At 63.9% G+C, this 23,329-nt stretch carries 21 protein-coding genes; all 21 read right to left on the bottom strand.

The genetic code is table 11. From position 1 onward, the window contains the following. Nucleotides 1-47 precede the first annotated feature (47 nt). The 21 genes from F7R90_RS15320 to F7R90_RS15220 all read right to left on the bottom strand — a co-directional run bounded on the left by F7R90_RS15320 (nt 48) and on the right by F7R90_RS15220 (nt 23,276). On the bottom strand, nt 48-1,271 hold the full coding sequence (locus tag F7R90_RS15320) for a glycosyltransferase (protein ID WP_158058274.1): 1,224 nt from the start codon (nt 1,269-1,271) through the stop codon (nt 48-50). Continuing rightward, nucleotides 1,264-1,683, bottom strand: a complete 420-nt coding sequence (locus F7R90_RS15315; RefSeq protein WP_158058273.1) for a hypothetical protein — start codon at nt 1,681-1,683, stop codon at nt 1,264-1,266. Before F7R90_RS15315 ends, F7R90_RS15320 begins: the two co-directional genes overlap by 8 nt. A 5-nt stretch (nt 1,684-1,688) precedes the next feature. Then, nucleotides 1,689-2,204, bottom strand: a complete 516-nt coding sequence (locus tag F7R90_RS15310; protein WP_158058272.1) for a hypothetical protein — start codon at nt 2,202-2,204, stop codon at nt 1,689-1,691. Continuing rightward, nucleotides 2,201-3,238: a hypothetical protein gene (locus F7R90_RS15305; RefSeq protein WP_158058271.1), complete on the bottom strand. Its 1,038-nt coding sequence runs from the start codon at nt 3,236-3,238 to the stop codon at nt 2,201-2,203. The genes F7R90_RS15310 and F7R90_RS15305 overlap by 4 nt, the downstream gene beginning before the upstream one ends. Before the next feature lies 1 nt (nt 3,239). Further along, the gene (locus F7R90_RS15300) at nt 3,240-4,319 is read right to left on the bottom strand and encodes a PA14 domain-containing protein (protein WP_158058270.1); all 1,080 of its coding nucleotides are present in this window, start codon (nt 4,317-4,319) and stop codon (nt 3,240-3,242) included. Nucleotides 4,320-4,445: 126 nt separating this feature from the next. Next, entirely contained in the window at nt 4,446-5,669 is a 1,224-nt protein-coding gene (locus F7R90_RS15295; RefSeq protein WP_158058269.1) for a LamG domain-containing protein, read from the bottom strand. Further along, a complete protein-coding gene (locus F7R90_RS15290) occupies nt 5,669-6,988 on the bottom strand; it encodes a LamG domain-containing protein (protein ID WP_158058268.1) in 1,320 nt (439 codons plus the stop codon). Before F7R90_RS15290 ends, F7R90_RS15295 begins: the two co-directional genes overlap by 1 nt. 5 nt (nt 6,989-6,993) lie before the next feature. After that, nucleotides 6,994-8,817, bottom strand: coding sequence for a LamG domain-containing protein (locus tag F7R90_RS15285; protein WP_192498335.1), 1,824 nt, complete (start codon nt 8,815-8,817; stop codon nt 6,994-6,996). A 152-nt stretch (nt 8,818-8,969) separates the two neighbouring features. Continuing rightward, the gene (locus F7R90_RS15280) at nt 8,970-11,351 is read right to left on the bottom strand and encodes a LamG domain-containing protein (RefSeq protein ID WP_158058266.1); all 2,382 of its coding nucleotides are present in this window, start codon (nt 11,349-11,351) and stop codon (nt 8,970-8,972) included. A 24-nt stretch (nt 11,352-11,375) separates the two neighbouring features. Next, complete coding sequence (locus F7R90_RS15275) at nt 11,376-13,820, bottom strand: LamG domain-containing protein (RefSeq protein ID WP_158058265.1); 2,445 nt, start codon at nt 13,818-13,820, stop codon at nt 11,376-11,378. Continuing rightward, on the bottom strand, nt 13,821-15,386 hold the full coding sequence (locus F7R90_RS15270; protein WP_158058264.1) for a hypothetical protein: 1,566 nt from the start codon (nt 15,384-15,386) through the stop codon (nt 13,821-13,823). Next, nucleotides 15,383-16,012: a hypothetical protein gene (locus F7R90_RS15265; RefSeq protein WP_158058263.1), complete on the bottom strand. Its 630-nt coding sequence runs from the start codon at nt 16,010-16,012 to the stop codon at nt 15,383-15,385. The genes F7R90_RS15270 and F7R90_RS15265 overlap by 4 nt, the downstream gene beginning before the upstream one ends. A gap of 2 nt (nt 16,013-16,014) precedes the next feature. Continuing rightward, the gene (locus F7R90_RS15260; RefSeq protein WP_158058262.1) at nt 16,015-16,674 is read right to left on the bottom strand and encodes a hypothetical protein; all 660 of its coding nucleotides are present in this window, start codon (nt 16,672-16,674) and stop codon (nt 16,015-16,017) included. Nucleotide 16,675: 1 nt separating this feature from the next. Further along, on the bottom strand, nt 16,676-17,950 hold the full coding sequence (locus F7R90_RS15255; RefSeq protein WP_158058261.1) for a baseplate J/gp47 family protein: 1,275 nt from the start codon (nt 17,948-17,950) through the stop codon (nt 16,676-16,678). Beyond that, complete coding sequence (locus F7R90_RS15250) at nt 17,947-18,306, bottom strand: GPW/gp25 family protein (protein WP_158058260.1); 360 nt, start codon at nt 18,304-18,306, stop codon at nt 17,947-17,949. Before F7R90_RS15250 ends, F7R90_RS15255 begins: the two co-directional genes overlap by 4 nt. Before the next feature lie 73 nt (nt 18,307-18,379). After that, nucleotides 18,380-19,078: a hypothetical protein gene (locus F7R90_RS15245; protein WP_158058259.1), complete on the bottom strand. Its 699-nt coding sequence runs from the start codon at nt 19,076-19,078 to the stop codon at nt 18,380-18,382. Then, nucleotides 19,071-19,364, bottom strand: a complete 294-nt coding sequence (locus tag F7R90_RS15240) for a hypothetical protein (RefSeq protein ID WP_158058258.1) — start codon at nt 19,362-19,364, stop codon at nt 19,071-19,073. Before F7R90_RS15240 ends, F7R90_RS15245 begins: the two co-directional genes overlap by 8 nt. Beyond that, nucleotides 19,361-20,191 carry a hypothetical protein gene (locus F7R90_RS15235; RefSeq protein ID WP_158058257.1) on the bottom strand — a complete coding sequence of 277 codons (831 nt, stop codon included), beginning with the start codon at nt 20,189-20,191 and terminating at the stop codon, nt 19,361-19,363. Before F7R90_RS15235 ends, F7R90_RS15240 begins: the two co-directional genes overlap by 4 nt. Before the next feature lie 40 nt (nt 20,192-20,231). Beyond that, nucleotides 20,232-20,573, bottom strand: coding sequence for a phage baseplate plug family protein (locus tag F7R90_RS15230; RefSeq protein WP_158058256.1), 342 nt, complete (start codon nt 20,571-20,573; stop codon nt 20,232-20,234). Next, nucleotides 20,573-21,148, bottom strand: coding sequence for a hypothetical protein (locus F7R90_RS15225; RefSeq protein WP_158058255.1), 576 nt, complete (start codon nt 21,146-21,148; stop codon nt 20,573-20,575). Before F7R90_RS15225 ends, F7R90_RS15230 begins: the two co-directional genes overlap by 1 nt. Before the next feature lies 1 nt (nt 21,149). Then, complete coding sequence (locus tag F7R90_RS15220; RefSeq protein ID WP_158058254.1) at nt 21,150-23,276, bottom strand: hypothetical protein; 2,127 nt, start codon at nt 23,274-23,276, stop codon at nt 21,150-21,152. Nucleotides 23,277-23,329 lie beyond the last annotated feature (53 nt).

Here is a 23,329-nt window from a genome sequence, read left to right as displayed (position 1 = left end):
CTATGCGTACTCTGTGGGCAGGCGGTGACCGACGGAGTCGTCGGGGATCATAGCAGGTGTCGCTCGACGATTTTGGTCATCTGTTCGATGAAGCGTTCGCGGGCGAACTGCTGGGCGTGTTCGCTGATGGCGTCGGGGTCGTACTCCTCGGAGTCGAACTTCTGCAAGTCGCCCGCGAGTTGGTAGTGGTCGAACCCTTTCGGGTCGAACAGTTTCCCGCGCTCGGTCTCTATGGGTGGTTTCGGGTCAGCCTCGAACCCTTCGCCGACCGATTCGAGGAAGCCACCGGAGGCCGGGAGCAGACACGGCGTCCCGCAGGCCATCGACTCGACGGGGACCATGCCGAAGTCCTCGCGCATGGTTCCCTGCAAGGTCGCCTTCGCGCCTCGATAGAGGTCGCGGAGCGTCTCTTCCTCGACGTAACCGAGGGTGTGAACGTACGGCGAGTACTGTGCCTCGCGGCGAGCGTAGTCTTCCAGCGTACCGGTGCCGACGATGACGAGGTGTTCTTCGGCCATCTTGGCCGCCTCGACCAGCACGTGGACGTTTTTGTAGGCTTCCAGTCGCTGGGGAGCGAGGAAGTAGCTGTCGAGTTCGAGAACGTCTCGTTCGGGTTCGCCCGGCGTGAACAGGCCGGTGTCGATGGCCGGATACACCACGTTCATCCGACCACGAGAGACGTTCCACGTCTCGTTCGTGTGGTGTTTCGTCCGCTCGCTGTTCGTGACGATGTGTTCGGCCTTCTTCGTCGCACGCTTCATTCGACGTGCGTTGCCCCACCGTTCTCGTAGGAAACTGAACTTCTCTCGGAGTCCCTCCGTGTTGTCGAACATCTCCCAGAAGTAGTCGTTCCACATCTTCCCGGCGTGGTGCATGTAGGTGACGTACGGGAGCCCGGTCATCTCCGCGAGGATGGTGCCGTGCATGTCGGTGGCGACCAGCGCGTCCGTGGAGAACTTCTCGACGTCCACCTTCTCCAAGTCCTCTATCAAGACGGCTGGAATCGGCGACTGAGCGAAGAATTGGTCCGTGTTTACTTCGTCGTCCAGGTCCTCGTCTTCGTTGTCCTTGGCGACCTTGCGGATTCGGTGGCCCATGTCCGCGTTGAACTGCTTGTCGAACCGCTGGGGGTCGTACGAGAGGGTGTACACCGGTGCGTTGAAATCGACCGCGAGCGCGCGGACGATCTCTTCGGCACCCCCCTGAATCATCAGACTGCCACAGACGATACCGACGCTGGATTCCGAGAAGGGGTCTTTGAACTCACTCATTGTCCTCACCGATGGTGAACGTCTCTTCGTCGTCGTTCGCTCCGTCGTCCGACGGGAGGTCAATGCTGAACTCCGAGTCGTCGAGTGCGTCGCCGACGAACTCTTCGATGGCGTCGGCGTCGTTCTTCAGCGAGAGCGTGCTGTCGCCGAACGCGCGATACTCGTCCAGCGGGTAGCCGTAGTTGACAGCCATCGCGCCAGCGAACTCCTCGATGGTCGCGTCGGCGTCGTCGGCGTCGTAGACGATTGCCATCACGGCCGTCGCGTCGCGGTGGTCGGCTGGTCGGCGATGGACCGTCGCACCGAGAATCTTCATCGAACGGTCGATTGCCTCTGCCGCGCCCCGCGCTCTGACGGTCGCGTCTTTCGCGTTGTCGTCTCTCGTGGTGAATCTAATTTCGTAGAACTCCATCGTGGTCACTCCCAGACGTAGTATCCTGCTGTTCGTTCGTCGGACGCGGCTTGGAACTCGGCGTCCGCGTCGAGACTCGATTCGACGGCCGTCGCGTACTCGTGGTTGGTGACGATTCTCGAATCGGCCCACCCGCGCTTGGTGACTTCTTGCTTGACCAAATCGAGGACCGTCGAGTCGTCCGGCACGCCGTAGAATCGGACCATCGCTTGATACGACCCGACGCTCGACTCGATGTCGGTGATAGGTTCGTACCAGTGACTGTTGGGAACGACCGCGACCACGCCTTGGTGTTCGGGTTTCGACGCGTGTCGGACTCGGTAGAGTCGCAGGCCGTCTGCTCCTTCGTCGAGGTCCGACAGGTGGTGATTGAGGAGTTTCCCGACGTTGCGGTACGACTCGCCGTCCTCGTGGAGCGTCTCGGCGACGGCTTGGGTCTCGTCGGGGACCGCGACCGAGAGGAACCAGTCGCCGTCGTCGGTCAACGCTTCGAAGTCGTCGGGGTCTACGTCGCCAATCATGCTGGCACCCCCAGCATGAGCAGGACGCTGTTGTACTCCCCGGCGTAGCCGTCGTTGGTCTTCAACTGGAGGTGATACGAGTCGTAACCGCTATCGTTCAGACTCGTCCACCCGCTGTCTCCGACGCCCCATCCGTCGTTGGCGCTGACCGAGATTTCGGTGCCATTGACCGACGAGGCCGCGTTCTGCCGGTACATCCGGGCGTACGTCGTGCCGGAGTTGTCCCAGTGTTTGAGGTGGCCGTAGAGCCGACAGTAGAGGTTCCCGTCGCTGTCCTTGTAGTCGTCGGGATTGAACGTGATGTCGGAGTTCGCAATCGTGTTGTACCCCGTCGAAGAGGTCGAGGAGCCTTCCGCGCCGAACCGTTCGGTCGCCACGATGTGGCACTTCGTCGAGCCGTCGTCGTAGACCGGTGCGAGGTCGCTCGCGTGCATCCCATCGACCATGTCGGCGTCTGCCTTCGCGGAGGCGTTGCCGGTGTGGATGATGGCGTTGCCCGCGATGGTGGACCCGGACGCTAGCGTCGCGCCCGTCTGGACGTCCACCGCCTCGACAGTCGGGTGTGCCCGCTCGAAGTGGGTCTGCAACCGCGCTTCGATGGCGTCCCAGGTCGCTCCTTCGGTGAACTCGCCTTCGCCTTCCGCGACGTAGACCACCTCGTCGTCGGTGGACGCTTCGGCGACACACTGGGCACAGACGCCCTTCTTTCGCTGGCCGTCGATGTCGTGGTAGTCGGTGTAGCCGTACCAGAACTCGTGTTCGTGGTAGTCGATGACGCCGACGTTCCGCTCGCCGTCGGCCGACAGTTGGACGACCGGGTCTACGGCGTCGCCGACGAGACCGCTCAACACGCGGTCGGCGGTCTCGCGCGAACTGTCGAGTTCCTCGGCCAGTAGCGCGACGGCCTCCGGCCGAGGGAACAGGTCGCCTTCTCGTTCGTGAAACACGGTCGCCGCGTCTCGTAGCAACGACCGGACGTGTTTGCGTTCCGATTCTGCTCGTTCGAGTACTGCTGCTGCGTCGAGTTGGGTCATGTTACGTTGGTTCGATTCTGAACTGCGTGCCGGGGATGACCGAATAGGAACTGTCACCCGGTTGTTTCCACGCGACGGAGATGCCGTCGCCGCCGGTGCCTTCCTCGTAGCGGGCGCGGAACGAGTGCCACCCTCGCGAGAGCGTGACCGTTCCGTTGTGCCCGTAGTTGCCATCGGTACCGTGGCCGTCGTACCAACCGACGACGACCGACCCGTCTATCGAGAGGTCAGTCGCGTCGTCTGCGTCTAGGCCGAACGTGTAGTCGCCCGCTTCGGGAATCCAAATCTCGCCGAAGGCTTCCCACGCGTAGCCGTCGCCCGGCAAGTACGGCGGTTTTCTGTCGGGGTAGTCGCTACTCGTAGCCCAGTTGAGCGACCCCGGATGCGTGCCGAGGCCACCTGCAGAGACGCCCGACGAGTCGAGGTCGAAGTACGCGTCCAGTCCCGACTTCGTCGTCGGATGACTGTTGCTACTGTGGCGACTGCTGGTGTCGTACCACTGGTAGAGCAACTGGCCACGGGCGAGGTCGGTCCGCGTCTTCCCGTCCACGGTTCTGGCGTCGAAACCACTGGCCGTGCCGTCGTTGCCGGTGTGCCAGACGCGCTTGCCGCCCGCGGTCGTCCGCGAGCGCAGAATCGCGCCGGTCTCGACGGCGACGGAGTCCGGGTTCACGGTCGAGTGTGTCTGTTCGTAGTGTCGTTCGATGTCTTCGGAGACGGGCATCCACGACTCCTCGGCGGTCGTCGTTCGGAACACGTCGTCGTCGGTAGTCACCTCGTGGACGCACTGGGCGCAGACGCCGACGCGATGGCGACCGTGATAGTCGTGGTAGTCGAGGAACCCGTACCAGCCGTCGCCTTCCACGAAGTCGAGGACGCCCACGAACGTCTCGCGGACGGTTCGCACTGCGACGACGGGGTCCACTCGGTCGCCGGTCAGTCCGGCGACGAGGTGGCCTGCCGTGGGTCCGTCCACGTCGATTGCTTGCGCGAGGGCCGCTACCGCGTCTTCGCGCTGGAGCAGTCGGCCCTCCCGGTCGTGAAAGTACTCGGCCGCGTCTCGGAGTAGGGTCTTGTTCATCTTTGCCACTCTTTCGTTCGTGAAGTCGGTGGACTCGTCGCTAGAGTCGAAGGCGCAATCGCGCCCACGTATCACCGTATTACACCGATAGGAGTTGTCGGTATAATACCAGTTTTCGTGGTCGAATCAGGATACTCCGGCGTAGATGTCCTGTATCTCGCTTCGAGTGAGTTTCCGTCGGTAGATTCGAGCGTCGTCGATTTCGCCATAGAACGGAAAGTCACCGTCGGCCCGCCCGCCGATAGCGTCGGTGTTCTGACTGTCGGCAGAATTACCGGAGGTAGCGAACGTCGCCACTTCCACCCCGTCGAGATAGCAATAGACTGTGGTGCTGTCCCACGCTTGGGCGAAGTGATGCCACGTTCCCGACGAGACCGGTTCGTTGTGTTCGGACCCGTCGTGATAGTACCGGAGTTTCCCTTGGTCGCTGTTGTTCCGTCCATCGACGCCGGGGTGAATTCCGTTGTTCGTCTGGAGCGTGAAGATGGTCTGGAACGTCCCGTTCGCCGCGTCCGTCGTCCGAATCCACGCCGTGAGCGTGTACTGTTCGAGGTTCGGGAAGCTCTGGCTTAACGCGACGCTGTCGTCTGCGCCGTCGAACGAGAGCGCGTACTCGCTGGTCTTGGCGTCGCTCGTCCACGACGCGCCCGAAATAGTCCCGGAGTTCGTTCCGCCAACGGTGTCGTAGTCGGCGGCCGTGTTGCCGGTTCCTCGCTCGAACGGATACCACAGTTCGAGTCCCAGTCGGTTCACGTCGAGATGGCGCTCTACGCCGCTGTCCGCGCGGCGATTCAGCGTTCCACCAGACACGCCGTCGAGTTCGTTCGCGTCGAAGCAACTGCCTGCGCCGTCGTTGCCGGTGTGCCAGACGCGGTTGCCGCCGACGGTCGTCCGCGAGCGCAGCACTGCGCCCGTCTCGACGGCGACTGCAGTCGGGTCGATTTCGGGATGGGCCTGCTGGCGATGTTTTTGGAGGTCCGTTCGAAGGCTGTTCCAACTGTCTTCGTTGGTCGTCGTTCGGAACACGTCGCCGTCTGCCGTCGCCTCGTGAACGCACTGGGCGCAGACGCCGACGCGGTGTCGGCCGCGCAGGTCGTGGTAGTCGGTGTAACCGTACCAATCGTCGCCTTCCACGTAGTCGATGACGCCGACGTAGGTATTACGGGGTGCCCGCAGTGCGACCACCGGGTCCACTCGGTCGCCGGTCAGGCCGGCGAGGAGCGCACTGGCAGTCGTCGCGTCCACGTCGAGGTGCTTCGTGAGTCGCCCGATTGCGTCGTCTCGCGGGAAGAACGTCCCTTCCCTGTCGTGGAAGAACTCGGCGGCGCTTCGCAGGTGCGTCTCGTCCATCAGGCCACCCCGTCGTAGATGTCCTGTATGTCGCCCTGCGAGAGCGCCCGGTGGTAGACTCGCACTTCGTCTATCTTGCCGTCGAAGTAGTTGCTCGTCTTATCGTCGTCTTGGTAGGTGGCCTCGGAGCCACAACCGACGAACCCGTACCGGTTGGTCCCTGTCCCGATGGAGTTCCCGTCACCGAACGCTGCCGTCTGTGCGAACTGCGAGCCATCGACGTACAGCGTGGAGTTGCCGGTCTCGTGGTCGTACCGCGCGGCGACGTGGTGCCACGACCCGTCCGCGATAGACCCGCCGGGAGTGTGGTCGTACGTCGAGTCACCCTCTCGCGTCAACTTTAGCATCGGTCCGCCATTGTCCATCCCGAAGCGGTAGTACTCGCTTCGGTCCCACGAGACGAGCGACATCTCGGCCGTGCTGGTCGTCTGCATCCAGCACATGACTGTGAACTCGTCGAGTTCCCCGCTCTGGGTGTAGACCAGTCCGTCGTTGACGGCCACGCGGTCGCTACCCCCGTCGAACGAGAGCGCGTTTCGGATGCGACCACTGGTCCACGACGGGCCGATGATGTCGCCGGTCGCGCCGTGTTGTGAGTGGTCGCTCAGGCTTCCGCCGGACCCGAGGTCGAACCGGTACCAGAGTTTGAGTCCGAGTCGATTCAGGTCGAGGTGGCGGTCCACGCCGCTGTCCTGCCGTCGGTTCAGCGTCGCGCCGTCGAGACTATCGACGGTCGGTGCGTCGAAACCGCTCCCTGCGCCGTCGTTGCCGGTGTGCCAGACGCGGTTGCCGCCGACAGTCGTCCGCGAGCGCAGGATTGCGCCCGTTTCGACGGTCACTGCTCCCGAATCGACGGTCGGATGCGCTCGCTCGAAGTGCCGCCGGAGGCCTGCTTCGAGTGCCGTCCACGACTCATCGGGTTCGACCGTCGTGGTGTACACTTCCTCGTCAGTCGTCGCCTCGTGGACGCACTGTGCGCAGACGCCGCGTTTGCTCGGCCCACGCAGGTCGTGGTAATCGGTGTAACCGTACCAGCCGTTGCCTTCCCAGTAGTCGAGAACCCCGACGAACGTCTCGTCGGGCGTCTGTACCGCGACGACGGGGTCTACCCGGTCGCCGGTCAGTCCCGCGAGCAGGTCGCTCGCGGTCGTCGCGTCCACGCCGAATCGTCCCGAGAGCGACCGAATCGCTCGGTTGCGCGCGAACAGTCGTCCCTGCCGGTCGTGGAAGAACTCGGCCGTGGCGCGAGGCGTTGGCTGGGTCGCGTTCGGGTCACTATGCATCGTCGTCTCCTGTGTGTCCGTACTGAATCGTACCATGGCTCTCAGAGAGTCACGTCTTCTAGCAATCGGCCACCGAGAGCGAGCGCTCCGTCGCCGTACGGCACTCGCTGGTCGCCTTCGTACAGTTGGAACCCAGTCACGTACACGTCGCCGGTCGTGGACTGCTGGGGATAGCCGCAGTACCACCGGAACTTGCTGACCGCGCTCGTCCCGGTGTCGAACGACTTGGTCACGTACTGCCACGTGTCGCGTTCGCTCGGAAACCCGCCGTTTGTGGTCCCGAGTTCGGTGCCGCTGGGGTCGTACCACCGACTGTGGAACAGTTGTTCGTCGCCGTCCCAGTCGCCGGTTGCGTAGACCCACGCACCGAGGGTGTAGGTGCCCGCAGGCTGGTCCTCGCTCGGATCCACGTCAAATTCGTACTCGCACGTTTCTCCGGAGGTCGGACCGAAGTGCAGAACGTAGTCCGTCTTAAGCGGGTTGCCCGCCGTGGGTTCCTCGATTACCTCGAAGTACGACGGGTTGGTGTGCCCACCTTCGGGTTGCGGCCGGTCGCCGTCGGCCATCAGACCGTTCGAGAGGTAGCTCTCGGTTCTGGGCGAGACCTGCATCTCCGTCGCGCAAAATTCCGTGAAACCGTTTGCGATGCCGCGAATACCCGCCACGTCGCCGTCCGCGAACGGCGTGGCGCTCGCTCGCTTCTCGACCTGCACCGCGTCGTAGTAGATGTCGCCGGTCCCGCCGTAGTGACCGTAGAGATATACCTTGAGTTCGTCGCCGCTGTCGTCCGACGAGACGGTGTAGGTGTACTGGCCACGCGTCCACGACCCGTCCGCGTTCGCATCGACGCTGTCCTTGCCGACCCACGTCTGGTCCGTCGGGTTGTAGATTCCACAGACGGCGCGCTTCCCGTCCGGAGATTTGCACCAGTAGCTCAGCGTCAGTTCGTCGCCGACTGCGAACTCGCCGCCGACGTAGCCGAGCGTCTGGGACGCGCCGACCCACTCGCCGTCGTCGTCGTGCATCAGCAAACACTGGTCGCCGTAGACACCGCCGCTTGCGACCTCGGGGCCGGTTCCAGTCGTCGCGTTCCACGACCACACTGCCGAGTCGTCTTCGAACGAGGCGTTTTCCACCCAGTTCTTCGTACCGGGCGCGACGGCGAACCCCGTCGCGTCAGTCTCGACTTCTTGCAACTCGCCGGTCAGTAGGAGGTCGCTCCCGGGACGCTCTTTCACCGAAGCGTCGCCCCGAACCGTCATCTCGTGTCCGTTTCCGCTGAGGTCGGATACCGAGGTGTCGCCGGGGCCGTTGAACTGCCAGTAGCCCGCGAGGTCGGCTTCGCCGCCGCCGGGGCCGTACTGGGTGTGCCGAACTTCCTGCTGGGAGAGGCCGCGGTTCCAGAACGCGACCCACGCCACGTCGCCGCTTGGAGTCGAACCGGCACCTCCGTGGTTCCAGACGCCGAAATCCGTCGAACAGGTCGGTTGAACGCCGCTCTCGGCGCGACCCACCAGTTCGTCGCCATCGACGTACAGTCGTTGCTCGGTCCCGTCCCAGATGCCGGTGACGGTCACCCATTGGTTGACGACGACGTTTCCGCCGCCAGCGGTGAGCCACCCGCTATCGGAACCGAGCCAGAACGACCACGTGTCGTTCTCCGATGCGTAGAGGTTCCAGCCGGTTTGGTTCGAGCCGTTTCGTTTCTGGACGACGCCGCGCCAGTTCCCCTGACCGCCGGTGATTCGACACCGAACCATCACGGTGAACGTCGATGGAGTCAGCGTCGCGGTCGAGGGCGTTGACGCGCCGTCCGTGGTCGGACAGCGAAGGTAGCCTCGCTTTCTGAGCGTTGCGTCGGGCATGTGTAGTTCGTCGTTGTGATGTCGTGGTTGGTCGCGTCGTTCGAATTCGGTGCTACTGGCTGCATGCGTTGATTCGGTGGCGATACGGCAGTGGTCGTGAGAGGCGAAGCCGAAGCGAACGCCGTCGGAGCGAACGTCGGCAGGAAGTAGTGTTATCGCTCGTCCAATCGGCCGACAGACAGCCGCGTCGGCGCGTCTTCCGCGACCGTCGCTCCGTCGAGTGCCGTCTCCTCGTCGAACTCGACGGCCGAAATGACGCCGTCTTCCCCTACGTCGAACGCTCCGGAGTCGGCGGCGTCGGGCGTCTTCACGAGTCGGAGGTCGCGGAGCCGAATCGTCTGGTTCGTGTCGCCCGTAGTCGGTCCCGTCCGGTACAGTTGCAGTCGGTCCATGTCGTCCCATGGCGTGCTCGACGCGCTGACGTACTCGTCGCTATCGACGGGGACGTAGAACTCGTTCCACCCGGTCTGCCAGCCGTCGGGCGAGACGACGCCTGCCGACCACGCCACTTTGAAGCCTCTATCGTTGTTGTCTTTGGTGAACTCGAAGGTTTTCGGCACGTACGTCGTGTCGGTCACTTCGGCTTCGCCGACCACTGCGATACTGCCGAGCGTGTCGTCACTCTCGGCCCAGTCGCTCAGGTCGGTGTCGAGTGGGGTGACTGTTGCGAGCGACCCGTACTCCTGCTGGCTGCAGGCGAACGTCTCGTCGTCTATCATCAGTCGCTCGTCGTACTCCACGAACTCGTGGGCGTGGAGCGTCCCGTTGTGGTCGAGGCTGGCGCGGTTCCGGTAGAGATGCTCGATTTCACTCGCCGAGAGCGCGCTGGCGTACAGGCGAACGTCGGCGAGTTCTCCCGCGAAGTACTCGTCGTTGAACCCACCGATTCGGTAGTCCGCGTCCGCGAACGAAGGGGTTGCAGGCGAGTCCGTACCCACCTGCTGGTCGTCCAGGAACACCGTTCGCTCGCCGGTGTCGGCGTCGTATCGCGCGACGACGTGGTGCCACGACCCGTAGTAGTTCGACGTACTCACGTTCAGGTCGTCGCCCCAGAAGTAGAACTTGAACCCACCGTCGCCGTTCGTCCGTAGCGAGAACGTGTCGCTCCCGTCCTTGCCGCCGAAGCCGAAGACGTTGTTCGAATCGTCGGCGTCCGAATCGACTCGGAGCCACGCCGAGAGCGTGAGCGACCGGTCGCCAGAGAGACCGAGGTTCGGCAGGGTGATGCGGTCGTTCGTGCCGTCGAACGACGCACAGGTCGTCCCGAGGATACTCCCGTCTGCTTGGGAGACGCCGGAAGCGTCACCGTCGTAGCCGTGACCGGTGCTATCCGGCGCGAGTCCGGGCCGAGAGCCTTTGCCCTGCACGAACTCGTCGGACGGCGCGGTGCCGTACTGGACCTGCAACCCGCACAGCTCCAGCGTCTGGGGACCGTAGTCGTAGCCCCACTGCCACGACGGAGTGACTTCCTTGTCGGTCGTCAACTCGACCGTCGTCTCGAATCGGTGCCACGTGGCGTCTGCTTCGAGCGAAAGTCCGGTCCCGTCCCCGTACTCGTTCCACGATTCGTTAGTCGCATAGAGCTGACAGGAGAGTCCTCGCGGGTCTCCCGACGAGTCGGTCAGTCGGTACCACCCCGAGAACGTGAACGTGTCGCCCGCCGAGGCGACGACGCTGTCCGCGCCGTTCTTGTGGTCGCCGTGCCAGATTTTGTCGTCCTCGCTCGTCCCCGAGTCGTCCCCCGTCGTCGTCTTCTCCATGACGAGTTTGGTCGTACTCTCGGGTGCGCTAGGCGCGGCGGGGTCGTCGGTGACGCTGATGGTTCCGCTCCCGTTACCGTGGGTCACCATGTTCCACTGCGGGCCGAGGTTCTCTGAATCGTAGATGTTGTCGATGGGTTCGACGAGGTCGCTGCACTTCCAGCGCCCCACTTCGTCACGGGCGAAGCGCCGAATCTCGCCGTCGGAGACGGCGTGGTCGTACAGTCGCAACTCGTCGATTGCCGTGTCGCTGTCGTTCTGGTCGATCTGCAGGCCGCCGGAAATCTGTGGAATCGGGTTCGAGACGTTGGCAGTGTCGATTTCGGTGCCATCGACCCAGACGCCGACGTTGTCCGGTTGGCGGCGGATTACGAGCGTGTACCACTCGTCGGCGGGGCCGATGTCGTGGTTCGACAGCGTCGTGTTCGTGTCCGTGAGACCGAAGTTACACCAGTAGTCCGCACGGCCAGTATTCGAGTCGGCGTTACCGCGTTCGAGGCGGCGCTCCCATCCTTTCGGGTCGTCGTACCGGAGGATGTCCGCCCACTGCTTGCTCGAACTGTCGATGCGAATGCGAACCGCGACGGTCAGTTCGGTGCCCGAGAAGACACCTTCCATCTCGCTCGTGAGCGGCACGTCGAGTGCGTTGCCTGCACTGACCAGTGCTTGTCCTGTCTTCCCCTCGGTGTAGGCAACCGACCCCGAGAGGTCGTGGTCGGACCCCGACCGGTCTTTCAAGTCGCCGTCGAACGTCCACTGTGCGACGAGCGTCACGCCAACTCCTCCTTTGCTACGATTTCAGTACTCATTCAGTTCACCTCCGAGGCCGAACACGCCGCCCTCGTCGCGGGCCAACCCCGTCGAGAGGGAGAGGTTCGTCTCGTCGAACGCCGCGGCTTCCACGACGCCCGTCTCCGTCGGCAGTCGTGTCGGCCCAGCGTAGCCGTCGGCCGACGACGCCCCGAAGAACGTCGTCTCGTCGTCGTTGCTGTAGTTCTCGAACATCGCCCATTGGGGGGCCGAGCAGACGAACTTCGTTCCCGCGGCGAGCGTGTACGAAACGTCTCCCTCATCTATCTGGCAGTAGGTCGGCGCGTTCGCGGCAGACCCGCCGCTGACCGTCTGGGTGTCGATGCTCGACCCCGACGGGTCGTACACCTCGACGGTCGCGCCTGCTTCCAGTCCGGCGAGCGTGACGAACTCCGCGCGAACCGGGAGGACGTACTCGGTGGCGAACCCACGCCGGTCGAAGAACGTCGTCATGTCGCCGCCGTCACCGTCACCCTGCGTGTCGCAGGTAATCGGCCCGTCGGCGACGAGATTCACGGCGACGCCGTCGTACTGGCTGTTCGAGTACGGCGACCAGTGGTCGCCGCGACTCAGCGTGTTCGAACTCGACGTGCCGTCCGACGCGTACGCCGTCACCAACGTGCCGTCTTCGAGCGCCACGACGTTCATCCCGCCACCGGGAACCCCCGTGAGTTCGGCCGTCGCGGGATAGAGCGGTCGGTAGTCGCCGCTCGGTTCCGCGAAGGCGACGACGGGTTCGTCACTCTCGATTATCCATTGGTCGTCGTCGTCGGTGGTCGAAACGGTCACGTGCGTCTGAGCCGGGACGGTCGTCGTCGCGTCGGGCGCGTACGGGTCCGAAGCCACCTTGTACACGTCTACGGTCGCGTCGGCGTGCGTCGCGTAGAGGTGAAGCGTAATCGGCCCGTGGCGGTCGTTTCGCCACGCGAACTGCGTGCCGCGCCAGCCGAGTGGTACGCCTGCTCTGTAGTCGCCCGAGTAGAGCGGTTCGTCAGCCGAAATCACGTCGCCGTCACTGACGGACAGTGAGACGGTCTCCTGTGCGGTCAGCGTCGTCTGCTTCGCGCCGTCTACGTAGACGTCGGTGCCGTCTCGAAGTGCGGCCAGTTCGGCGGTGTCGCCGACCGAGACGTAGCGCGCACCGTCGGCACCACGTCGAATCGGATGCTCGACGAACTCGTGGGCGTGCAGGCTCCCCCGGTCGTCCAGCGTCGCGCGATTTTCGGCCAGTTGGCCTATCGCCTCGGCGGAGAGTTCGGTCGCGTACAGTCGCACGTCGCTGATTTCGCCGGACCAGTGCGTGCCGTCCTCGGAAATGTACCAGTCGCTCGCGTTAGTGTCGAAACTCCCCGTCGTGGAGAACGTCTTCGAGGTGGCGAGTTCGCCATCGACGTAGAGTTTCGCCTCGCCGGTCGCTCCGACGTGAGTGAACGCGACGTGGTGCCACTCGCCGACGGCGAACTCGCTGTCGGGTGCGTCGGTCTTCAGTCGGTTGCCGCCGACGTAGACGCTCCCAGAGAACGTGCCGCCCTCTTCCAAGAGGAGTCGGTACGGCGACCCCGAGCGACTACAGATTCCTCGCCAGTCGTTGTCCGCGGTCTGGTCGGGGTCGATGTCCGACCGGACCCACGCGCTAATCGTCACTGCTTCACGGACGTCCAGCGAGTCGTCGTAGGGGACTTCGACGTGGTCGTCGTTCCCGTCGAACGTGTAGCACCGTCGCGTGAGCGCGGTGTCGGCCGTCGTCTTCGCGCCGCTTGCGGTGCCGTCGTTGTCGTAGACCGAACTGTCCGTGGCCGTGCCGTTGAGTTTCCAGTGGCCCACGAGGCCGCGACTCACCTGTCGAATCTCCACCTCCGACAGCGCACGGTCGTAGAGTCGTATCTCGCCGATGTCGCCGCCGCAGTCGTGCGGATTGATGGCGAGGTCGGTGCCCGCGTCGATGGGCGTGACCGACCCCGACACCGACTCGGAGAGAATCTTCGACCCGTTCGCCCACGCGCTCTGTTCGGTCGGCGTGCGCCGTATCACGAGGTGGAACCACTCGTCGCTCCCGACGCCGAACGAGTCCGTCGAAACCTGGTTGCTCGCGTCGGCGAAGTTGCACCAGAAGTCCGCGGTGGCGCTGTTGTCGGCGTTGCCGCGTTCGAGCCGTCGCCTGTTCCCGTCGGTATCGAAGTACCGGAGGATGTCGGCCCAGTCGTCGCCGTCGGTGTGACTGGTCTGTTTCCACCAGACCGAGACGGTGAACTCCTCGCCGCTGAACACGTCTTCGATGGACGAAGACACCGGAACCGAGACGGTCGAACCGTCGCCGACCAACGCGCGGCCCCATTTGCCGTTCGCGTAACTGACAGCCCCCTCCCCGTCGTTGCCGTTACCGGTGGCGTCGGCCAACGTTCCGTCGAACGGCCACGCTGCTCTGAGCGACATCTACCCGGTGTAGTTGAATTCGAGTGCGTTCGTCGAACTGTTCGCTCGGACTTCGAAGTCGCCGTACTGCGTGGCGTTCGACCCCATGTCGAGGTCGCCGCTCATCGAGTCGCCCGACTTCTCGACGTGGGCGGCCTCGACCGAGAGGTTGACAGAGCCGCCGAGCGCCACCGACCCACCTCCGGAGAGGCCGTTCCCCGCGGAGATGGTCACGCTGTCGTTCGACAGCGCGAGGTTGTCGCTCCCGTCGTCGGTGAGACCTGCGCCCGCGAAGTTCGCCGGTTCGACGTTCAGCGTGGTCGAACCACCGAGTGCCGTCTGGCCACCGCCCTTGAGACCGTCGCCCGCGGAGACGGTGAGGGAATCGTTTTCGAGGCGACCCTGTGGGACGTGTCCGGCCGAGGTGTCCCAGACCGTGGTGCCGCCGTCTTCGAGGTCGTTGCCACCCATGTCGAGGTTCCCTGCCATCGTGTCTCCGGAGTTCTTCACGAAGTCGTCGTCCACCGAGAGGTTCAGGGTGCCGCCGAGTGCGACCGACGCTTCTCCGGAGAGGTTGCCGTCGTAGCTCACGTCGATGGCGTCGTTTTCGAGGCGACCCTGTGGGACGTGTCCGGCCGAAGCGTCCCAGATGGTCGCTCCGCCGGTCGTCTGGAGGTCGTCGCCGACCGACAGCGCGCCGTTCGGTACTTCGAGTTCGCCGCCCTCGTGTGCGCGAGCGATGTCCTGTCCGGCGGACTCGTCGTACAACTTGACCTGTCCGCTTCCGCTGCCGCTCGTTCGGACGTGGAAGTCGTCGTGGCGAGCGCGAACGTCGTCGGCGTTCACGTCGGCGACTCTGTCCAGCGAGTTGTACTTGAGGTCCACGTTCGTGCCGAACGCCGGGAACGTCGTCCAGTGACCATCGACCGCGTGGCGCTCGGCGTACACGTCCCCGTAGTGGTCTTCGAACTGGAGGTCGCCCGTCGAGGACTCCTTCGTGACGTAGCGGCCGCCGAGCGTGTACTCGTCGGTCTGGTCGATAGAGAGGGCGCTCCCCGACTGCGTGATTTCGACGTAGTAGCTGTCGTCGTCGAGTTGTTTGTCCGTGTCGAGGAACGTCGGCGTCTTCGACCCGCCGCTGGCCACGGTCACGCTCTTGGTCTCTTCGATGACGAGCGTGCCGCTGGCGTCGCTTCCGCGGTACAACTCGACGGTCACGTCCTCGGTCGCCGAGGACGAGGTGCCGTTCGACACCAGCACGTCGGTCTTCGTGTGGATGTCGCGCTGGGACGACGCCGTGAACGTGAACGACTGGGGCGTCGATGACTCGGTTATCGTGTCGGCGGGGTTGCGACCGACGCCGAGGCCGTCGAGGTCGAGTTCGGCCTGTCCGCCCGCCTCGTGGAATTCGGCGTGGTCGCCGAGCGTCTGGTTGAGCGCGTCGATGTCCTTCGTGACAGCCCACATCGACCAGTTGTCGTAGGCCGCGACGGGTTGTTTGCCCCGCTCGTAGGTCTCGTCGCCCTTCGTCGGTTTCGTGCCACTGTCCGTCCAGATGTAGGAGTTGGTCGTGATTGCGTTCGTCATTGGTCGCTCACCAAGTCACGGTGGTTCCGCAGGTGTTCGAGTGCGATGCGGTCTTTCTCGATGGCGCGTTCGAGTCCTTCGACGCGCCCGTCGATACCTTCCAGTCGCTGTTCGAGTCGCCGAACGCGCTCGCCGAGTTGCTCGCGAACGTCTTCTCGCTCGTCGGCAGGGACGCTCGTCGAAATCCCGCCTTCGAGGTGCTGCATGACGAGTTGGTCGTCGTCGGCCGACGCGATTCGCTCGGCGGTGTATTCGAGCGCGTTGATTCGGTCGTTCGTCTCGCGCCGCCGTCGTTGAGTCTCGGCCAACTGCTGGTTCAACTGCTCGACGGACTCGCGCTTGCGAGCGAGCGCCGTCTCAGCGCGAGCGGCCTCGGTGTCGCCCTCGACCGCAGTGAGGATTCGTTTCGCCTCTGCTTTCCCCTCTGATTGGGGGTCGAACGAGTCGCCGGGTTCGGTCGGCGACTCGTCACCTTCGGGCGATGCAAACCCCCCGTCGCCGTCAGTCGGTTCGATTCGCTCGTTCGAGTCGATTCGCTCGTTCGACTCGATTCCGTCGCTCGATTCCGTTCGCTCGTCTGGTTCGGTCCGGTCGCTGTCTGCGTGTTCGAGTTCTTCGGTTTGCATGGTTACAGAATTCCGGCGTAGGTGCCGTTCTCGACCCCATCGTCCGGGTCGTAGTACCCCTTCCCGGGGTCGTTGCTACCGTTCTCGTAGTCGTCTACCGTCCGGTGGATGAACGTCCCGCGCACCTGCACGACCGACCGAACGCCAGCGCTCCGCACTTGGTCCACGAACGAGCGGAACTCCGAGTCGGTGACGCCCGCCGCTTCGAGGTCGCTCTGCCAAAACTTGACCGTGAACCGGCCGGGTTCGACGTCGAACTCCTCTTCGATGGCGATTCGGTCGGAGTTGACGTTGAGCAGGATTGCGGCGGTCTCCTGTATCTGTTCGATAGTCGCCCCGCTCAGGAAGCGCCGAAGTTGCACCTTGAGCCGACCGCGGTAGTGGTCGTCTGACTCACCGCTGTGGCGCGTCGTCTGAACTAATTCGCCGAGTTTGTCGAGTTGCGCGCCGGTCGCGTCGTCGATGACCTTCGAGTCGAGTGTCTCGTGGTTCTTCTCGCCCAACTCGCCGACTTCGCTCGCAATCGTCTGGAGTAGGTCGTGCCAGAACGTCCCCTCGTCGTCGGGGTACGGACTCTTGAGCGTCCGACTGAGACGCTCGAACGACTCGTCCTCCAACTCACCCAGTAGTTCGGGGTTCGTCTCGGATTCCGTCTCGGCCACGCTAGTTCACCACCACGTCGAGCCAATCGAGGTCGGTTCGGGCGACGCTCGTCTCGCCGACTTGGACGTTCGAGCCGTCGAGGTCGCCTTGTTCGCCGAGCGCGATGTCTACCTCTTGGACGCCGGTCACGTCCATCACGGCCGCGAACACTTGGTCGTAGATGACGTTCTCGCCGATTTCCGTGCCGGAGAACTCCAGTCCCGCGGTGTCTTCGCCGCCGACGTAGTGGACGACGTTGTCCTTGATTTTCGTCGCGCCGTCGCTGGGGAAGGTGTTCGTCGTCGTCACGTCGATGTCGGCGTAGACGTCCGTCTGGGTCGCCCGCTGGAAGTTCTCGGTCTTCGTGATGCCGTCAGTCGTCTCGGCAGTGCCGGACTCGTCGCCGTACGACTGGATGCCCGCGGGTCGGGAGTCGAGAATCGCTTGCGCGATTTCGTCGGGCGACCCGCCCAGCACTGTCGCGCGGAACGACTTAGCGGGGAGACCGCCCGACCCCGTGTTGTCGTTCAGCGTGACGTTTTCCTCCATGTAGACGTTCACGATGTCAGCGGAGGCGTTGAATATCTCCGACCGGACCGCGTCCATCGTCGCGTCGCCGGACTTCGCGAAGGTGTTCTCGTACCGGAGTTTGAACTCGGCGTCCGACTCGCGGTCGCGGCCCTCCACGAACCCGATAGCGGTGTCGCCAGTCGGTTGGGGGTTCGTCACGGAATCGATGCCCGAGAGCGGTTCTTTGAGTTCGGTGAGGGTGTTGGCCGCCAGGTTCGTCTCCTCGCCGAGCCACTTCTCGTCTACGTTCGTCTCCCAGGGTTTCTTGCCCTCGACGGCCACGGTGACGCTCGTCTCGCCCGCGGGCAGCACCGCTTCTTCGACCGTCTTGAACGGGATGGCGGGCTTCTCGTCGGTCTTGCGCGTCGTCACCTCGCGGCCCTTCGAGACGGTCTTGTCCGTGTCGTTTGGGTTCTCGGTGCGGAACTCCACTTCGCCGGTCGCCGAGCGGCGCGGGATGCGGGACATCCCCGCCAGCGACAGGAGTTTGTCGAGTTGCGTGCCGAACGCGTCCTCGTAGTAGGTCGCATAGTAGTTCTCTTCTGCGGCCTCCCAGAGACCGGCGACTTCGATTGCGACCGTGTCCAGCAGTTGCTTGAGCGGCGAGGACTGTTTCAAGTCGATGTCCTCCCCGGCCTCCTGCTGAATCTTGTCCATCAGGCTGTCCTGGATGTCGTCGATGTGCTTTCGCTCGAACGTTCCGTCGTCTTGAACTCCGTAACTCATTGTGTCACCTCGAACGTGTGTTGGCTGTCGTCTACGAGCGTCACCGTCACCTGCACCGACGCTCGTCGGCTATCGTCGCGGTCGATGACCACTTCGTCTACCTTTTTCACCCGGTCGTCGCGGTCGAGTGCCTGTACGACTTCGAGTTTCAGTCTCGGTTCGCTGGTTCCCGTGGCGGCGAACATGTCGAGGCCGTGTTCCGGGTCGAACGGGTCCTCGCCCTGTATCGTCGCCAGCGTCACTTTCAGGTCCTGTACGACCGCCTCGTGGCCGCGGACCCATCGGATGGTGTTCAACTCGTTCACTTCGAGGTCACCGCTCGATTCGAGTGCCAGCGTCTTCCCGAAGCGAGTCATCTGATTCAAATTTTATCACTCTCCTTATGTATGTGTTTTCGACGGCAGTTCGCCGTCACCATAGTTTCGTCCATCACGATAGCTCCGTGTCTGTGCCATCCTCGTTCGGCGACTGAGTGGTCGCCGTAGCGCCGTCGCTCAGCGTCACGTCGTGGGTGTGGTCCTGTACGGCGACCGACTCAGCGGCCGCGGGGTCGCCGATGCTGACCGTCCCTTCGAGTTCGATGCCGTCAGATTTGAGCCGAATCGTCTGCCCGCTCGGATGCGACACCGTCGTCTCCTTCGTCTCGGGGTCGAGTCGCAACTGCTGGCCGGTTTCGTCGGCTAGTGACACCGTGCCGTCGGGTTTGACGCGAATCACGCTGTCTGCGTGCGCGATGAGGTACTCGCCCGGTTCGTGGTCCGGAATCGTGTCTTTCTCGTTCCAGACGCAGGGGAAGAAGACGGCGTCCTGCGGCGCGAACTGCCGCTGCTCGTAGCTGATTTCGCGGTGCCCGCTTTGGATGAGCAGTTCGTCCAGTGGCTCCTTCGTGTGCAGGACGAACCCTTCGTCGCCCTGCTGGATGGGGGCAATTTCGCCGTAGCCGTCGCCGGACGCGAACGTCGCGGCGATGGGAACTTCGTCCACGAGGACGTTCTCGTCCCGCTTGAAGCTCACCGTGCATCGCCGCCGCTCGTCGTCTACGGACTCGACGACGACCATCGAGACGGTGTAGACGCCACGCAGTTCGTCGGCGACGTACTCCCGGAGGAGCGAGGGTAGCTTACTCATCGGTGGTCACTCGGTACCGCTGGTCTGTTTCGCCCACGCGAACGACGCGCGGGGAGTCCATGCCCGTGACGTGACTCACCTGCTTCGAGAGCGCCGACAGCTCGAACTCGGTGCCGGTCGCTATCGTCGTCACGTCGAAACTTCGACGGCCGCCGTCGAGTTCGACGTAGCCGAGACAACTGCGACAGCGCCAGCCCTCTGTCTGGCCCCACTGGTCGTCCAGCATGGCGTGTGCCACGCCGTCGCACGCCGGGCAGGGTATCGTCGGTGGTGTCGTAACGTTCATTGTACGGTGTATTCGACGTCGAGCGGCGCGAGACGCCCCTCGACGTAGTGGTCTCCCGTCTCGGAGTCCGAGACGTATCGATACTTGGTCAGCGAGTACGGCCCCTGGTAGCGGTCGGTGTTCACGACGACCGAACCGCCACGTCGGAGCCGTGGCTCGCAGAGCGCTTCGAACTGCAAGCCGCTCTCTTCGGCCTTCGAGTCGCCTTCTGCCTCGCCGATGCTGACGAGCGTGTTGTCGAAGGACAACTCGACGGCCTCTTCCTTGCGACCGTCCTTGGTCACGAAGTACAGCTTTCCGGCCTCCACGAACCACTCCCACGCGGTGTCGGTCCGCTTCTGGGCTTCCTCGACGAGTCTGTCGAGCCAGTGGCGGACGGGCTTGTCTTTCGTGATCATCCAGTTGTTGTCGAGTTGCTGGCCGACCGCCTCGACCTCGCCCGTAGTCAGGCCGATTTGGTTCGCGATGTCGGCCGCCACGCCGTCCGGTGCCTTGCCGTACCACGTCTTCGAGAAGCGACGGCTCGTCTGCTCGTCGGTCCGGTCCTTCCCCTGCAACCGGAACTTCACGTCGTTGCCGTCGGCTTCCTTCTTCTTCTTGCGGACGACACCGTGAACCACGCTCTTGGAGGGACCGTTCTCCCACCCGAGGACGATGCGGCACTCGTCGCCCTTGCCGATTCGCTCCCACGAGGCGTCTGTGAGGTTCCAGATGGTCACGTCGAAGAGTAACTCACCGTCTTCGCTCATCTCGACCTCGATGTCCACGTCGAGGTCCTCGATGCTGAGTTCGCCGACGTCTACGCGGCGATACTGCTTCCAGACCATCAGCGGTCACCGGTCTCCAGCATCTGGTTATCCTCTTTCGTCATTCTCGACCACCCGCCGTGCGCGGGAACACCCCGAGAACGACTTCGCTCCCGAGGTTCTGTGGCGTCACCCGCTCGGCTTTGTTCGCCGGGTCGAAGAGGACGAACGTGACGTAGGGGTCCAGTGTGTACTCCCGCATGAGACACGCGGGGGCACGGACGAACCCCCGGTCGGTGTTCTCGTGGCTCACCCGGAGTATCCAGCGCTGTAGCTCGCTGTTCCAGTCGAATCGGATTTCGAAGCGATGGCCGGGCCACGCGTCGAGTTCGGTCGTTTCGAGCCGAATCGGCTCCTTGCGTTTCGCCTGCTCGGTCGGAATGGGAATCGTTTCGACAGTCATCAGAAACCAATCGCGTCAGCGAGGTCGTTTACGGTGTCGTCGAGGCTCCAGCCGCCGCCCGAGGAGCCGTCGTCGCCCGTGGAGTTCTCCTGCGAACGGGCCAGCGTCACGTCGGCCGCGTCGGAACTTCCGGCGAAGACCGACCCGTTCCCGCGGCCGTCGGTCGAATCGACGACCAACGTCGCGGTCCCGGTGCGGGCCTCCTGAATCTGGGTCACCGAGATGCGAACCGAGTAGTGACTCGTCGAGGACGCCTGCTGGTCGATCTGCAGGTCGTCCAGCTTGCTCCGGCCGAGCGAGACGAAGCCCACGGCCACCGGAAACGGCTCGTCGGCGTCGCGCATGTCCGCGAGCCGCGAGTACGTCCGCGGTTCGACCACCGCCTCGACCTTCACCGAGACCGGTTCCGCGCCGACCGACGTTCCGTACGCGAAGCCCTTCTCGGTCTTCTTCGTCGGCGCGTGCTGGCCGCCTCGTTCGTTCACCTTCGTTACGTTTGTCAGCGTCACGTCGCCGACGAGCATCGTCGTCTCGCCGCCCGTCGCCGCCGTCGGTCGTGCGAATGCTGCGTTCATGTTAGAGTAGGGAGCCTGCCGCGTCGCTGCCCATGTCGAGGACGTCCTCGATGCCGCCTTGCGCTTGCTTGACGGCCTGTCGCTGGGCGTCGCGGACTTTCTTGTCTATCTTCTGTGCGTCGTGGACCTCCCCGTGGAAGTGAATCTGGGTGTTGTTCTGCTGGGACTTGCCGCCGCCACCGCCGCCCATAATCGAGCCAGCGAGGTCGCCCGCGGCGTTGCCGATACCGCCAGCGACGTTTCCGGCGGCCTGCCCGGCCGCACCGACGGCGTTGCCCACGTCGGACGCCATCGAGGCCGCGCCGCCGACAGCGCCGCTGGCGACCGAGGCCGCTCCGGAGACGGCACCGCCGACCGCATCGGCGGCACCTTTCGCGGCGTCCATCGCGCCCTGCACCGCGCCGCCGATAGCACCCGCGGCACCCGAGATGCCGTCGGCGATACCGTTGGCGATTTCACTGCCGAGCGAGAGCGCGGCCTTTCCGAGACCGCCGAGCGCACCACCCAGTGCGGACAGTATCGCGCCGCCGATGGCCGCCGGTGCGCCGAGGATTCCAGAGGCGATAGTCTTGACGAGCGACGCACCGGCACCGGTCAGGTTCGACAGCGGCCCTCGCTGGGCGTCGCTCGACGGCAGGAACGGAACGACCGCCGAGAGGGCGGTCGAAATCGCGTTCTTCAGCACTCTCGGTCCCGCAGTGACGAGCTTCTTCGCCATCGCCTTCACGAAGCCGATGCCCGCGTTGGCGAACGCGGTGAGCGTCTCCTTGGGGTTCGAGACGAGTCGCTTGATACCACCGAGTAGCGAGTCCACGACGCCCATCACGCTGCCGACCGCGCTCTGGAGCATCGCGCCCACGTCGTCCAGCAGGCCGAACTGTTTGAGGATTGCCCTCACGACAGGGATGACGGGGAACAGAACGCTGAGGAGCGTCTGTGCCCACTCCATCATTCCCTGGGGCTTGCCGCCGACGCCAGCGAGCGACCCGAGCAGTGCAGTAATCTCCGAGACGGACGGAATGAGCGCCATCACGGAGTCGAGCAAGCCACCGAAGATGCCGGAGACATCGACCGCACCGGTCATCTCCAGTGCGCCTACCAGTGCCACGATGGCACCGACGAGGACGAGGATGAGACCGACACCGGACATCGCGAGGAACGTCGTCCACACTGTCGTCAAGATGCCGACTGCGGTCGAGGCCGCCGACGAAGCGGCGCTGAACGCCCACATCGCGCCGGACACCGCGTAGCTCGCCGCCGCAGACGCGTAGGACGCCGCGGCTTGCGCGCTGATGAGCGACACGAGCGTTCCCGTCACGACGGCGACTGCGTTCTTCGCGCTCGCTAACGTCCAACTCGCCGCTGCTGAGGCGTAACTCGCCGCCGCAGACGCGTAGTCGCGGACGATGCCGACAGCCTTCGTCGCGTTCTCACGGTTGATGACTGACGTGACCGCGGTGACTGCGGTTCCGAGCGCAGTCTTCGCCGCACTGTACACGTTCGTCGCTTTCGTCGCTGCCCAGTCCCAGGCGGCACTGGCTTTCTTCGCCGCTGTTTCGGCGACCGTGGTGTTTTTCACCCACTTGATGGCGCCCGAGAGTTTCTGTTTACTCCAGCTTAGGCCGTTCGTCGCCTTCTCGGCTGTCCATGCGGCAGCCGCATAGGTCTGCAGTGCCATGGCGCTGACCGCCATCGCCGAAGCCACGGCTGCCTGACTGGCGGCGAGTGCAGTGACCGTCGTCAACAGGATAGCGAATCCGACGCCGACGGCCTCCAACAAGCCGGGGTACTTGTTCAGCTCGGTGACGACGAAGGTGAGGACGTTGACCAGTGCTATCAGTACCGGAATCACCCCCTTCATCACGAGGTCAACGAACTTCCCGAGTTTCCTGTTGAGCGTCTTCGTCTTACTCTTGAACTCGTCGCTGTTCTTCTTTGCCTCTGCGAGAACGGCACCCCATATCGTGCTGAGTTGCTTGAAGGCCGCAGTTGCGAGCCCCACCTGTTTCCCGGCCGCGTCTACGCTGGCTTTGGCCCGGTCCATCGCGCTACTGGTGTCTCCAGTAGCTTTGTTGACGTTGTTGATTCTCGTCTCCGTCGCTTTCATCCGCTCGTTGAACTTGTTCACCGAGTCTATGCTGCTGAAGAACTGTGAAATTCCCATTTTCCAAGAAATTGCTT

Source organism: Halorussus halophilus (assembly GCF_008831545.1).
Classification (GTDB): domain Archaea; phylum Halobacteriota; class Halobacteria; order Halobacteriales; family Haladaptataceae; genus Halorussus; species Halorussus halophilus.
The sequence above is the reverse complement of the archived record's forward strand: the minus strand, read 5'-3'. Positions and strand labels throughout refer to the sequence as shown.